Genomic DNA, 16,108 nt, shown 5'->3' with positions numbered 1-16,108 from the left:
CTTTTATTGTTTCTTTAATTCTTCACAACCTTTTTTATCTATTGTATAGGATGCATTTACAATCTTCCAGCCTTCTCTTGTGTAAATTAAAGTAAATACATCTATACCACAATGCGAAAACTCTCCATTAATCCTAAACTCATAAGGTACCCAAGCCATAGCAATTTCATTATGAATTTTAATTTCAAAACTCAAAGGAGTTTCCAGTAAAGTTTCTTTAGAATTAAAGGATTTTAAATCGTCTTTAAAATATCTCATATCATAACTTATTTTGTTTTGGTTGTTTCTAACTCTCCATATTTGCCCATCGATAAATACTATTTTTTTCATAAGTATGGTGTCTTGTTTTTCAAGAGACTCGAAAAATTGATTGACGACATCTATTATAGCTTTTTCAACTGATTTGTCTGAATCCTGAGAATAGCTATTGATGCTGATAATCAATAAAAGTAAGATTATAATATGTTTCATTTTGATAGTTTTATGTTCTTTAGAAACCTCCTTAATCTTTTCTTATCACTTTGCCTTCTTTCATAACAAAATGAACGGTCTTAATGTTGTCAATATCTAAAAGTGGATTTTGTTTCACAGCTATAATATCTGCATAATATGAAGGCTCCAAAACACCTCTTTCTTTTTCTATGCCTAATAAATCGGCAGCATATAAGGTCATAGTCTGCAAGATATATGAAGCAGGTATGCCTGCAGCTTTCCAGTTTTCTAATACTTTTAGACCAGATTGGACACGGTTTAATTCTGGTAAATCTATTATGATATCTGTTCCAAAAGCCATGGGTGTTCCAATTTTGTAAGCTCTTTGAAGTCTGTCTACAATCATATTGGTTGCTAGTTGAGATGTTTTTTCATCCATTCCGTAAGCATACCAATTATCGTAAGCAAAGTCGGTTCCAACTAAGTAGATGCCTTTATCTTTCATTAATTGAAGTTGTTCGTTATTTAATTCAAAGCCATGTTCAATGGCAGCTGCGTTACCAAGAATAACATTGGTTGCTCCTAAACCACCTATAGCATGAACAGTCACTTTTATGTTATATTTTTTAGCTTCGTCTACAGCAGCTTGAATATCTTCTGAATTATAAATACCATTATCTCCTGTAACCATTTTTATAGTTGTAGCACCATAATAGATATTTTTTCTAATGGCTTTGATGATTTCATCAGGAGTATCGGCATCGATATATTCAAAGTCCCAAAAGTGTTCATTTTCAAGGTTTATCCCATAAGTTTGTCCACCATAAGGAGCAATAATTTTACCCGAATAGATAATGGTTGGACCTTCTGTCCATCCATATTTGATGGCTTTTATAACATCTGCAGTAGCATAATTACCATCATTACCAATATCTTTTATGGTAGTAAATCCATTATCTAAAAACTGCTTTGCAACAACAGAGCCTCTAATAGCTCTCAATCCATTACTTTCTGTCGCATACTTTTTGTAGATATCCATTATTCTATAAGTTACATTTGTAGTAACATGCACATGGCAATCCATAAGTCCAGGTAATATCCACGAATCTGAAAGGTCTATGAAAGTATCATTCTCACTATATTTTAGATTGGTTCCAACCTCTTTAATTTTTCCATCTTGAATAAGAATGATTTGGTTATCGAGCATCTTACCAGTTTTAGCATCGAAAACATGGCCTGCTTTAATGACTGTGTTTTGGGCATTTAATGCTATTGAAGTGATAAGTAGTAATACAAGTAATTTTATGGTTTTGGTCATTTTAGATTGAATTAAAATTAGTTTATTATGAATGTAGTTTATTTTCCATGGAAGGTCATATCTGGTATTGGCTCATCTTGTTTTAAAAACCTGTTAAACCAATTGATAACTTGTTCTTTTACTTCTTGTTTGTGTTCGTTTATGCCATGATCTCCACCTTCAAATATAATCAACCTATAAGGGATTCTGTATTTTTCAAATTCTAAAGCGAGTAGGAGGCTTTGTTGTGGTTTAACACGCCAATCGGCATTTCCATGAAGCATTAATATGGGAACATTTTTTGAAAATTTATCTGCCCATTTAATAGCTGAGCGTTTGTTTAATTCTTCGTCTTTATTTTCTTGGTAATTCGGGATTAATTCTGCCAAGACTTCTGTTTCCATATCTGGTCTGTCCATAATAGTGCTATAATTATCCGAAACTGCTCCTCCTACCACAGCAGCTTTTATGTTTGTCATTTTGGTTAAAGCAATATAAGTCATCATGCCACCTCTGCTCCAGCCATACATACCAATTTTATCGGTATCAGCTCTTTCAACTTCTTTTAAAACTTCTGGTAAAATAGTAATGTCGTTGACATCTTTACCACCAAACTCTTCTTGTCCCTCTCCACCTTGATTTCCTCTGTATTGGCTGGCAATAACGACATAGCCTTCTTTGGCAATTTCGCCTAGCCTAATGGCAGCATGAGCAATTTTAAGGGAACCAAAATCTCGATTGCCACCTCTGTTGTAAATAACACAAGGGTAGTTTCCTGTCTTTTTTGGCATGACAAGAAAGCCGTTTACTTTTAGACCATCGCTTAAATAAGTAATTCCATAAACATCTATACTGTCTAGATATTTATATTCGTTTTTCCATTGGGTTTTACCATCTGTTTCTTCAGTTAGTTGAGGATAAATTGGGTATTCAGACCAATCTGTGATGAGGTTTTTTTCTAAAATCAAATGTGTTTCTTGTGCTTGTAAATGAACACATACTAGTATAAAAAGGAAAAGTTTAATAGGTTTCATTTTTAATTGTTTTTTAAAATATCATAATCATTTTCAAAGAGAGATAACATATATTTTGATGGATTTCTAGATGCAATTTTAACTCCACAATTAGCAAGAATACCATTCATATCTTGAGCTTTTTTATCTTTCCAGAAACCTGCTTTTGTAAAACCGATTGCACACACTTCATCATTCTGTTTAAAAATCTGTTTATGGTACACCCATTTATCATCCCAACTATCTAAAACTAGTGTAATGGAAAACTTAGACCACATTTTTAAAGGCTTTTTATAGATGATTTTTTGCGAAGCTAACACGCCAAACATGCCTTTTTTAACTGTGTTATCATATAATTTTGAACGAAAGACTACTTCATATCGAATCAAATCCATGTAATAAAAGTATTTCGAATTAGCCATGTATTTAAACGATTCACAATCTAAAGGATTTACTCTTCGTGTTCTTTTTAAATCGGATTCTATATCGACTTTAGGCCATAAAACTTTCGAACAGATAAAAATGTAAAGCATATGAAGCCAGTAATATATCATAATGACATAGTTTTTTTTTAGGCTAACATAGTTGTGTAGGGAGAGCTTTAATGAGCAGAAGCTAATATAATAAATATTTACTTACAAAAACTAGAAATTATGAACAAGGCATCGTCAATGTAATTGCTAATATGTCATGCTAAAAAACATGGCATATTAATTGACTCTTAATCAACTTTAAGAAATAATCTTACCAACTAATTATAGAATATATATGCCAAGTTCTAAAGATCAATCAAAAGAAAAAAAGAAGTCTAAAGTCACCATGACTCAGGCCTTTAAAACCATTATATGGCCAAGACGAAATTTGGTGTTTATTGGTTTAATTTTAATAGTACTAAGTAGGTTGTCAAGCTTGGTTTTGCCCTGGAAAAGTAAAGCTTTGCTGGATGATGTTATTCCGAATAAAGATTACGATCAGCTTTATAACCTCTTATTAATAGTTGGAATAGCTATTTTGGTTCAAGCCATAACATCCTTTTTACTTACTAAGATATTAAGCGTTCAAGCGCAATATTTAATAAGCGAATTAAGAGCTCAAGTACAGCAAAAGGTCTTGTCTTTACCCATTAGTTTTTTCGATAATACGAAGTCTGGTGAGCTTGTTTCTAGGATTATGACAGATGTTGAAGGTGTAAGAAACCTTATAGGTACAGGATTGGTACAAATGGTTGGTGGTACTATTACAGCAGTTATTTCTTTAATTCTTTTGGTTAATATAAGTTTGTCAATGACTCTTTTTGTGTTGATTCCAGTTGCTATTTTTGGCTTTATCGCTTTAAAAGCCTTTGGTTATATTCGTCCTATTTTTAGAACACGAGGTATTATAAATGCACAAGTTACTGGTCGTTTAACAGAAACCTTAGCAGGTGTTCGTGTTATTAAAGCGTTTAATGCTGAAGCGCAGGAAAATAAAACCTTTGAAGTGGGTGTAGAGAGACTTTTTCAGAATGTGAAGAAGAGTTTGACTGCAACAGCATTCATGACGAGTTCTTCAACTTTTTTATTAGGAATAGCATCCACTGGTATTATGGGAATTGGAGGTTATAAAATCATGACTGGCGATTTAACCGTTGGAGATTTCTTATCGTTTACCTTATTACTTGGATTTATGATTGCGCCAATCGTGCAAATGAGTAACATTGGAAGTCAGTTAACAGAAGCTTTGGCAGGACTTGATAGAACAGAAGAGCTGATGAACATGACTGCAGAGGAAGACAATAAAGAAAGAACCATTCAATTAGAAAGCATTCAAGGGAACTTAGCTTTTAAAGATGTGTCTTTTCAATATGAAGAAGGAAAAGAAGTGCTTCATAACATCAATTTTGAAGCGCCTTCAGGTTCGGTAACTGCATTGGTAGGAAGTTCAGGTTCGGGAAAATCGACCATTGCAGGATTGTCGGCTACTTTTTTAAATCCGAAATCAGGTACGATTACCATGGATAATCAAGATTTATCTAAAGTGAATTTAAGTAGTTATCGTCAGCATTTAGGTGTGGTTCTTCAAGATGAATTTTTATTTGAAGGCACCATTAGAGAAAACATTCTGTTTCCAAGACCAAATGCCACAGAAGACGAACTACAACATGCTGTAAAAGCAGCTTACGTTAATGAATTTACTGATAGATTTGATAATGGTTTAGATACTTTAATTGGGGAACGTGGTGTGAAATTATCTGGAGGACAAAGACAACGTTTAGCCATTGCAAGAGCTATTTTAGCAGATCCTAAAATTATTATATTGGATGAAGCGACTTCAAATTTAGATACAGAAAGTGAAGGCTTGATTCAAAAGAGTTTGTCTGAATTAACCAAAAATAGAACAACCATAGTTATTGCACACAGATTAAGTACCATTAAAAAAGCAGATCAGATTTTAGTTATTGAAAATGGATATATAGCAGAACGTGGTACACACGACGAGTTAATAGCTAAAGAAGGGCGTTATTACGACCTGTATACCTATCAAGCTAAGATTTAATATGCTTACCTTTGAAAATCAATTTTACAATTTATGTCTTTTAAAAAACTTATAGAACCTATAAAAGAAGCTTTAGTAACACAAGGCTTTGAAACACCATTACCTTTTCAAAAGAAAGTATTATCTAAAATTAAAGGAGGCGCTAATGTGTTTGGGATTGCGCCAGCAGGTTCTGGAAAAACAACTGCCATGGTTATGGGAGTGGTTCAGAAACTTCAAGGTAAAGCATTTGAAGATGCGCCAAGAGCCATTGTTTTTGCAAAAGATAAGAACGCAGTTCTTGAGATATATAGAGAATTCAGAACCTTTACATCCAAAACAGATTTGCGTGTGTATTGTGTGTACGAAGAACACAACATTGATGCACAACGAGATGATATCTATGATGGCATAGATATTTTAATAACAACACCACAACGCTTTAACAAGTTATTTTTTATGAATAATGTGAACGTTCGAATGCTTCAAATGTTCGTGGTTGATGACGCCGAATTCTTATTTCGTGGCTCGCATTTAGCCGATGTATCTCGACTACCTGAAAGTTTAGAAAAGTGTCAATATCTTGTGTTTTCTACTAAATATGACGAACGCTTCGATAGATGGCAGGAGAAGTTTATGTTTCATTCGCAATTTGTACTTATGAAATAATTCTAGATTGTAGTTACTTAATTATTAAGCTAATTAAGAATCTAGTTTTATGAATTTTCCTATATAATAGCTCTAGAATTGTTGTTCTTCTTAAGAAAATTACCATTAACCGATTTATTTTGACTCTGAAATGAATTGGATTATCTTTATTTTTTACTATTTGATTTTCAGTTAATATTTAGATTGAATTCCTTTATTTTCAATCTAATAATCTTGTTTGTTAATTAAAAAAGAATAATGCTTTCATTTGATGATAAAAAGATACTTTTTATTTTTAAACATCTTGTTTTCTGCTGTATATTCTTATGGACAGTGTGTAATAACCTGTCCAGATGATGTTATCATCACATGTATTAACGACCTTCCCTCATTATTACCAACTACAACAGTTGACTGTGGAGCTATTACCTTACAAACCTATACTCTAACTGGAGCAACTTCAGGATCCAGTCCGAGTAGTGGTATTAATGATGCTAGTATAGAAAATTATCTAGCTGGAACAACAACAGTGACTTATTATATTGAAGTTGCTTCAGGGAATTCAACAACCTGTAGTTTTAATGTTATTGTATATGACTATACGGATCCATGGATTGAGTGTACTGGTGATATCTATAGAAATAATGATCCTCTTCAATGTTCTGCATATATAAACATGTATGCTTTTGGAGTTTTTCCTAGTGCAGCAGTTGTGGATGGTTGTTCAGGGCTGTTTGTAGAACCTACGGGAATTCCTACTGGAGGTGTTTTTCCAATTGGTACTACTACGGTCACTTGGACTGCTACAGATTTAGCAGGAAATTCTGTAAGTTGTACACAAGATGTAACTGTAACAGATACAGAGAATCCTACCATAGTTTGTCCCTCAAATATTGTTGTCAATACCAATCCTGGGCAATGTGTAGCAAGCGTAAATATACCACTAGCTATTGCTCAAGATAATTGCTCTATTATTTCTGTTACTAACGATTATAATGGTGGAGGAGCAGATGCAAGTGACACGTATCCTTTAGGAACCACAACCGTTACTTTTACAGCAACTGATTCTGCAAATAGAACGACTACTTGTTCCTTTAATGTTACTGTAGAGAATTCGCAAGATCCCATTATGACTTTATTGGGCGACAACCCATTAACTATAGAAGCTTGTGACCCATATATTGAATATGGAGCTACTGCAATAGATAGTTGTGCTGGAGATATTTCAAATACAATTGTTATTTCTCCTTCACAGATTGATACAGATGAAGTAGGAACATTTAATATTACATATACTTTACCGAATGCCAGTGGTAATGTGATTCAAGTTATTCGAGCCGTTCATATTGTAGATACAACAGCACCTACTTTGACTTTAGTTGGTCCAAATCCATTACCTATTGGTGATTGTTCAACCTATACCGAACTGGGTGTTATTGTCAATGACCCATGTTTTGGTGATATTTCAGGAGAAAGTACAACAACAATAACAATAACTTCTAATGTAGATACAAGTGTTTTAGGAAGTTATACCGTAACCTATAATGCTACTGATGCCAGTGGTAATGCTGCTTTACCAATTACAAGAACCGTTATAGTTTCTGATGTTTCTGAACCTGAAATAGTTTTGATTGGTGATAATCCTCAAATTATAGAAGCATGTGATGTTTATTCTGAATTAGGAGCTACTGCTATTGACCCTTGTAATGGTACAGATTATTTAGGTGATATTGTTATAGATACTTCTGCATTAAATACCAATGTGGTTGGAACCTATCAAGTAACCTATAACGTTGAAGATAGTATTGGAAATATGGCTATTGAAGTGATTAGAAATGTTGAGGTGGTTGATACGACTGGACCTGAAATTACATTAAATAACCCAAACCCACAAATTATAGAAGCTTGTACTGCCTATGTAGAATTAGGAGCCACAGCTATAGATCTTTGTTCAGGTATAGATTATACAGGAGATATTGTTATTGATGCTTCGGCAGTAAATGTGAATGTGGTTGGAACCTATCAGGTATTTTATAATGTTGTTGATGTCTATGGCAATCCTGCTGTAGAAATGGTAAGAGATGTTGAGGTAGTAGATACTACGTTACCAATTATTTCTTGTCCAATGGATATTACTGTTGGGAACGATACAAATTTGTGCTCAGCAGTTGTAAACTATACCACACCAATTGGAACAGATACTTGCTCAGCAGTCACAACTACTCAGATTGCAGGAATTACTTCAGGAGGTGTTTTTCCTATTGGAACAACTATAAATACTTTTCAGGTTGAAGATGCTTATGGTAATATAGAAATATGCTCTTTTAATGTGATAGTTAATGATACTCAGGCACCATCAATCATTTGCCCTTCAGATATGACTGTAGGAAATGATGTTGGTTTATGTTCGGCAATTGTTACTTATACCATTCCTATTGGAAACGATAATTGCTCTGGTTCTACAACCATTCAAACGGCTGGTTTAGCTCCAGGAAGTGTTTTTCCATTAGGAACAACCATTAACACGTTTCAAGTTACAGACACAGAAGGAAATACAGCTACTTGCTCTTTTGATGTGACAGTTACTGATACAGAAAACCCAGTTGCTATTTGTCAGGATATTAGTTTAGAATTAGATCCAGTAACAGGAACTGTTTCCATTGTACCTTCAGATATAGATAATGGTTCTACAGATAATTGTAATGTCAACTTATCATTGTCTCAAAGCTCTTTTGATTGTACAAATTTAGGTGTGAATACTGTAACACTTACAGTAACAGATGATTTTGGAAACACAAGCACATGTGATGCTTTAGTTACTATTACTGATATAAGTTCTAGTGCCTCTGTGAGTATTACAGCTTCAGAAACGATTATTTGTGATAGTCAGGAAGTTACCTTTACAGCTACTCCAGTTAATGGAGGAACAAGTCCTAGTTATCAATGGCAGGTAAATGGTATAGATATGGTAGGAGAGACTGGAGCTATTTTTATTACTTCAACTTTGGTTGATGGAGATGAAGTGACTGTTTTGATGACTTCAGATGTATCGATTTGTGCACTACCTCAAGTAAGTAATATTATTACAATTACTGTAAATGATTTCAATGCACCAGCCAATGCTGGAGCAGATATAACAAATGTTATTTGCACAAATACAACTATTACTTTAGCTGGAAATACAATAACAGGCAGTGGGAGTGTAGGACTTTGGACAGTAACATCTGGTCAAGTTACAGGATTTTCATTTTCAGATGCATCAAGTTCAACATCAACCTTTACAGGAGATATTGGAGAGACCTATACATTGACTTGGACAATTGATAATCCTTCACCTTGTATAGATACTTCTGATAGTATGACAGTTACTTTTGTTGGGTGTAATGCTTTAGATTTTGATGGGTTTGATGATAATATTACATTTAGAGATAACTATAATTTAAATAGTGATTTTAGTATAGAAGTTTGGATAAAATCTGAAAGTACTAATAACAACATCCAAACCATTATCTCTAAAAGAGAATCGAATAATCTTATTGATGGTTATGATTTAAGATTGGAAAATAATGTGGTTTCTTTTCATTGGAATGATGGCGAATCGATAACAGCTTCTCCTATAGAAATATTACCTAATATATGGCATCATGTGGCTGTAACTTTTGGAAGTGGAAATTATACTTTATATATTGATGGTATAGTAATGGCAAGCATTGCTGGTTCATTACCTATTTCAAATACTGTTGATTGTATTCTAGGAGCTATGGATCAGACTTTAGTGCCACCATTTAAACCATTGCATTATTTTGATGGGGTTATGGATGAATTACGCATTTGGAATGTCGCTCTTTCTGATAGTCAAATTCGAAAAATGATGAATCAGGAAGTCAATAGATTGAACCCATTAGGAGTTGATGATGGTTTGGTTCATGGAGACATTATTCCTTTACCAATCCCTGGTTTGTCTTGGACAGATTTGAATGGGTATTATCAAATGAATCAAACAACAGATTTAGCAGGAGGAAATTTACTTTCTATTAGTGATTCTGCCATTAATGGTGTGTTGCGATATATGACAACGCTTCAACCTGAAACAGCTCCTATTCCATATCAAACAACTGCTGATGGTTCTTGGACTAATTCAAACACGTGGTTGTATGGGAATTCACAATTAATTCCTAATAGTATGGGATTAGATGGAACAACTTCTATAGATTGGAATATTGTTAGAACCTCTCATAATGTATCATCTGGAGACAGAAATATTACTTTGCTTGGATTAGAAGTGAATGCGAATACACTTTCTATTGAAAATACAGATCCCTTAGATGGACAGAGTTTAACTGTTTCAGATTATTTAATTATTGATGGCACAAATTCTATTTTAAGATTGGTAGGTGAATCTCAATTAATACAAGACACCGGAAGTATGGTTGATTATTCTGGAACTGGTTTACTAAAACGTGACCAACAAGGTACTTCTAATTATTATAATTATAATTATTGGGGTTCTCCAGTAAGTTTAGATGGAAGCACGTATACCATTGGAGATGTATTATACGATGGTACACAGCCTGTATTATGGACCACAGCACATAATGCTAATCCCAGCACAAACCCTATAACTTTAAGTAGTAGATGGTTGTATTTATTTGAAAACTATCCATTTAATAATTATGCGGATTGGCATGCTATTAATGAAGATGATGTAGTGCAAGTTGGTTTGGGATATTTAATGAAAGGAAGTGGAAGTGCAGGTACAGACCAGAATTATACCTTTGTAGGGAAACCAAATAATGGTAGTATTAGTACACCTATAACTGCAACTTATGAAGCCTTAGTTGGTAACCCTTATCCATCAGCTATTGATGCTGATGAATTTATAAACGATAATACTAGTAGTATTGAAGGGACTCTTTATTTCTGGGAACATTATATAACTAATAATACACATGTTACGGTTGACTATCAAGGAGGATATGCAGCTTATAATTTATCAGGTGGCAATCCAGCAGTATCACCACCTGAAATTAGTGGTCTTGGTACACCATCTAAAATTCCAGAACGTTATATTCCAGTAGGACAAGGGTTTAATGTGAAAGGAAATGCCACTGGTGGTTTGGTGATTTTTGAAAACGACCAAAGAGTTTTTGTTAAAGAAGCAGTAACTGGAGCCGCTAACAATGGTTCTGTATTTATTAGATCAGGAATGCCATTACATAATTTGAATCCAGAAGAAGATATTATTAAACGTATTCGATTAGATTTTAAAACACCTGAAGGGGCTAAGAGACCTTTACTATTAGCTTTTGTCCCAAATCAACTTGCTACTGATGGTTTTGATTATGGCTATGATGCTATCAATACAGAAGTGCTTCCTAATGATATGTCTTGGATGATTGCAGATGAAACATATGTTATACAAGGTGTTGGAGATTTTGATGAAACTAAATACTATCCATTAGGAATCTTTCTTGAGACTTCAGGTACAATAGAGATTTCACTTAAAGCACTTGAAAATTTTGAAGAAGACATTGATGTCTTTGTTTATGATTCATTATATCAAACGTATACGCTAATTAACGATTCCAGTTTTGTTTATGCATTAGAAGCTGAGACTTATACAGATCGTTTTTATATCACGTTTCAATCTAATTCATTAACGATTGGTGAAAACACATTCGACAATATTTCGGTTAACTATCTTCAAAATCCTAATGAGATTTATATAAAAACACCTACTTCAGTTCAAGTTAAGAAAGTGCAATTAATTAATTTACTTGGACAAGACGTATTCTCATGGGACATAAAAAACTCATCTGAAATTATACGTATTCCTGTAAAACGAATTTCTGAAGGGCCTTATGTTGTTAAAGTTACAACGGATTCAGGTATCATTAATAAAAAAGTGTTAATTAGCTATTAGCCTATAGCCTTTAGTATAAGATTTAAAGAATTAGTAAAATTAGATTTAGGTGTTAATTATTCATTTCATTCAGTAGACATTCTGTCTGCAATCCAAACTTATGGATTTACTGTTTCTTATGTTTTAACTTATATTCATTTCTATTAGATTTTAATCGTATTGGTTGTAGAGTTATCATTAATTTATATCGATATATAGTCGGTATAAAGTCGGCATATAGTCGGTATATACTTAGTATATATTATATTAAACTATTGCTTTTACACCTAAACGTCCAAAGATACTGCCTTTTACTTATGGATTTGATTGGAACACGCTGACATTTAGAGTTTTAAATTTTAATGTGACTCAGATTGGTTTTCCTGTTAATGCTAATTTTTTTGAACTGCGTCTAGATGTTATTAGTTTTGATTTTGAGGGTTTAACATACCAGCGAGTTTCGGCTGAACCAGCCGTAATTGATCGAAATTTTGTAGGTGATGCTATTCAATTAATAATCTCTGAATTACCCACTGGGAGTGGTGTTTGTTTTGCTATGGCTCGGATTGCTTTTTATCATGAGGTACATGGAGAGCGTTATTTGTTGTCTGGAGATGGTGCTTTTGGTGTTGAAATTTTAGGAATTAGGGAATAGGGATGAGGCAGAAGGCATAACGATTGATGATTACAAAACTAAATTCCAAATTCTAAACTCTAAATTCCAAAAGTGAATAGATAAAATCCAAACTCGCCTGAGGGATGGGCAGGTTCCAAAAGCCTTTAATTGATTAATAGCTCCATACAAAATAACGAATTACGTTTTGTCGATTATGAAAAAAGTGTTAGGTATTTCTTCTGATTTTTAAAGTCTCTCTATTTAAATCATTCATCCAAATATATTTAACGATTTTAGTCATTTAAATACTCTAAATTTTAAATAAAACCATCCTTTTATCCTAATTTATTTATATCTGGTCGAAATAACAAGTTAAAATTTGTTTATCCAGTTTTTTTAGAGGATTTTCACTATGCTATTAATCAACATATCTTCGTAAAAAGGATAGGTTGAAACCAACCAAAGTCTACTTTAAATTTCGCATTTCTTGGGATAAATAATAACTGTTTATGCCCTTTGCGTATATGATTATGTTTTGGTTTGTAAATGCTACTAATTAAACTAAAACATTATGAAAAGAGTATTACTTCTTCTTGCGCTAATTTTTACAATAAGCACAGCTTTCTCGCAAACGACTGGAGATTTTAGATCTGCAGGAAATGGATCTTGGGCATCACTTTCATCATGGCAAGTGTACGATGGGTCGGGTTGGATTTCTGCATCGTTTTACCCAGGGCAAAACGCTGGTACTTATGAAGTTACTATTCAAGCTACGCATACTATAACTATTATAGGGAATCCTGCATTTACAACTCCTCAGCAAATGGGAGACCTTTATATTAATGGTACATTACGAATAGGTGATGGTACTAATAACAATCAAAATGAAATTACTATAGAAACTAATTCAATTACAATTGGAAACGGGGGTTCCATATTTTTCGATGGTAAGAAAATAAATTTAATTTTACCAAACCCAAATGCTGTAATTACAATATTATCTGGAGGTATTATAACAGCAACACAATCAGATTGTGGATCTAATCTTAAAATATTTATTGGTGGAACTCAAAACGGTAATTTATATTCAGCATGTACTGGAAATGCTGGGATAATATCATTTGGTGAAGTCGTTACAGGAGGAGGAACAATTAATGCAGAAATAACAGTCCCTTCAACCAACCCAGTTGAATTGTGTAATTTAAATGCGATTAATTTTTCAGGTAAATTTATAGGTTCAGAAACTAACGTATCCTATCAATGGAAAGTTAATGGAACTATTATTAATTCTGGGATATTAGCAAACAATACAAGTGTTGCTTCTACTACTTATACACCATCAGCCATTGGGCAATATTTAGTGGAATTTATAGTAACATCAGGAGGGTTTACAAATATTGAAACTCGAACCATTCATGTTAATTCTGCACCATCAATTACAACTACTTACTCAGATATTTCAGTAACAAATAATAATGGTCAATGTGATGCAATTGTTACTTATGCAGCAGCAGTTGTATCAGGTGAGCCTATGCCAACTATAACTTATTCTCAGGCTTCTGGGACGTTATTTTCAGTGGGAACTACTACAGTTGTAGTTACAGCAACAAATAGTTGTGGGAGTGATATTAAGTCTTTTGAAGTGACAGTTAATGACACAGAAACCCCAGTGGTTACATGCCCAGGAGATATTACAGTAAGTAATGATCCAGGCGCATGTGATGCTGTAGTGACATTCTCAACAAGTTTTACAGATAATTGTGCAGTAGGTTCGGTAGTCGCATCTCCAGCATCAGGTTCGGTCTTTGCATTAGGAACTACAATCGTAACGGTAACAGCTACAGCTGCAGCAGGTAACGAAGATGTTTGCACGTTTGAAGTGACAGTTAATGACACAGAAACCCCAGTGGTTACATGTCCAGGAGACCAAGTAGTAATACTTGATGGAAACTGTGATGCTGTGATGCCAGATTATACCGTAGGCGTCGCTACAGACAATTGTGGAGCTACCGTAAGCCAATCGCCAGTAGCAGGAACTCCATACAATGGAGATCAAAATATACAAGTAACCCTAACAGCCGATGATGATAATGGTAATTCAGTAGATTGTACATTCAATGTTCATTTTGATGATCAGACTGCATCAATAGCTATAGCTCAAAATGTAACAGTTCTATTGGATGCTAATGGTAATGGAACTTTAACAGCAGCACAGGTGGACAATGGATCTAGCGATGCTTGTGGAGCAGTAACTTTAAGTGTCAATCAATCTAGTTTTGATTGTGATGATATTTCAACACCCGGTTTTTCTGCATTATTCACAAATGGCCCTGACGTTATTAATATGGGAAATTCTACAGCCTTAGAAGTTAGTAATGCCTTAAGTATTGAAGCTTGGATTTATCCTACTGGAACAGGTAGTATTCCATATGGTGGGATAATTGTTAATAAAGAAGGAGAATATGAAATAGCAAGATATCCAGATGGTTCTATTCAATGGGCAATAACTAATACAAATCCTAACTGGGTTTTTATAAATTCAGGAGGAATAGCACCTTTAAACCAATGGACACATGTGGCGTTTACATATAATGGTATCGTTGCTAAAACGTTTATCAATGGAAGCCTAGTACACTCTCTTCCAGCAACTGGAACTATATATGATAATAATCCCGACGATAATTTTAGAATAGGAGGTCGAACACCATCCCAAAATCAATATTTTAATGGGCAAATTGATGAGGTTAGAGTTTGGAATATAGCCTTATCAGATATTCAAGTAAGTCAACAATATAACACACAGTTAATAGGAAATGAAGCTGGATTAATAGGGTATTGGAGTTTAGACGAAGGTATAGGTAATATAACAACAGATAAAACATCCAATGGCAACCATGGAACTTTTTTAAATCAAACCTCTTGGGCATCTTCTGGAGTTCTTTCAACAGACAACACAGTAACTTTAACTGTTACAGATGCCAATGGCAATTTATCAACTGCAACTGCAACCGTTGTTGTAGAAGATCAAATAGCACCAGAAATTGTTTGTCCTGATGATATTACGGCAATAGCTACAAGCGCTAATGGAGCTTTAGTGAATTTTACAGAACCTATAGGAACTGATAATTGTAGTATTGAATCAACAATTTTGACTTCAAGTCTAGGGAGTGGCGATATATTCCCAATAGGTGATACTCTAGTGACTTATGAAACCACTGATACTTCTGGGAATATGGCTCAATGCTCGTTTACTGTTAGTGTCGTTGGTGTTGCACCAAACATTGTATGCCCAGCAAATCTAACTCAAAATTCAGATGCAGGACTTTGTAGTGCTATTGTTGATTTTATCGCTACAGATACTGTGGGGATTCCAGAATCGACAATAACTTATTCGCAAGATCCTGGAACTGAATTTTCTGTTGGAACAACAACAATTGTAGTAACTGCAACCAATGCAGTAGGTACTTCGACTTGTAGTTTTGAAGTGACAGTTAATGACACAGAAACCCCAGTGGTTACATGCCCAGGAGATATTACAGTAAGTAATGATCCAGGCGCATGTGATGCTGTAGTGACATTCTCAACAAGTTTTACAGATAATTGTGCAGGAGGTTCGATAGTCGCATCTCCAGCATCAGGTTCGACCTTTGCATTAGGAACGACAACCGTAACGGTAACAGCTACAG

The 16,108-nt window shown here is 34.1% G+C and carries 9 protein-coding genes; 5 read left to right on the top strand and 4 right to left on the bottom strand.

Annotated features, from left to right (window positions below; genetic code table 11):
• Positions 1-3 precede the first annotated feature (3 nt).
• From FVF61_RS07490 to FVF61_RS07475, 4 genes are read right to left on the bottom strand one after another with little or no spacing between them, the layout of a single operon-like run.
• Positions 4-471, bottom strand: a complete 468-nt coding sequence (locus tag FVF61_RS07490; protein ID WP_148454936.1) for a nuclear transport factor 2 family protein — start codon at positions 469-471, stop codon at positions 4-6.
• Positions 472-502: 31 nt separating this feature from the next.
• Positions 503-1,750 carry an amidohydrolase family protein gene (locus tag FVF61_RS07485; protein WP_148454934.1) on the bottom strand — a complete coding sequence of 416 codons (1,248 nt, stop codon included), beginning with the start codon at positions 1,748-1,750 and terminating at the stop codon, positions 503-505.
• A gap of 38 nt (positions 1,751-1,788) precedes the next feature.
• Positions 1,789-2,763 (bottom strand): alpha/beta hydrolase family protein, encoded by a 975-nt coding sequence (locus FVF61_RS07480; RefSeq protein WP_148454932.1) that lies wholly within the window; start codon positions 2,761-2,763, stop codon positions 1,789-1,791.
• Positions 2,764-2,765: 2 nt separating this feature from the next.
• Positions 2,766-3,296, bottom strand: a complete 531-nt coding sequence (locus FVF61_RS07475; protein ID WP_148454930.1) for an acyl-CoA thioesterase — start codon at positions 3,294-3,296, stop codon at positions 2,766-2,768.
• Positions 3,297-3,510: 214 nt separating this feature from the next.
• Between FVF61_RS07475 and FVF61_RS07470 the strand changes: the two genes are divergently transcribed.
• The 5 genes from FVF61_RS07470 to FVF61_RS07450 form a co-directional block, all read left to right on the top strand.
• Positions 3,511-5,277: an ABC transporter ATP-binding protein gene (locus FVF61_RS07470; RefSeq protein ID WP_148454928.1), complete on the top strand. Its 1,767-nt coding sequence runs from the start codon at positions 3,511-3,513 to the stop codon at positions 5,275-5,277.
• 33 nt (positions 5,278-5,310) lie between these two features.
• Positions 5,311-5,925, top strand: coding sequence for a DEAD/DEAH box helicase (locus tag FVF61_RS07465; RefSeq protein ID WP_148454926.1), 615 nt, complete (start codon positions 5,311-5,313; stop codon positions 5,923-5,925).
• A 250-nt stretch (positions 5,926-6,175) separates the two neighbouring features.
• A complete protein-coding gene (locus FVF61_RS07460; protein ID WP_148454924.1) occupies positions 6,176-11,827 on the top strand; it encodes an immunoglobulin-like domain-containing protein in 5,652 nt (1,883 codons plus the stop codon).
• 343 nt (positions 11,828-12,170) lie between these two features.
• Positions 12,171-12,461, top strand: coding sequence for a hypothetical protein (locus FVF61_RS07455; RefSeq protein ID WP_148454922.1), 291 nt, complete (start codon positions 12,171-12,173; stop codon positions 12,459-12,461).
• A gap of 532 nt (positions 12,462-12,993) precedes the next feature.
• Positions 12,994-16,108 (top strand): HYR domain-containing protein (locus tag FVF61_RS07450; RefSeq protein WP_148454921.1); only part of this gene is annotated, 3,115 nt, incomplete at its 3' end.

Source organism: Xanthomarina maritima (genome assembly GCF_008084905.1).
Lineage (GTDB): Bacteria > Bacteroidota > Bacteroidia > Flavobacteriales > Flavobacteriaceae > Xanthomarina > Xanthomarina maritima.
Note: the sequence above shows the minus strand (reverse complement) of the source record. Positions and strands in the feature narration are given on the sequence as shown.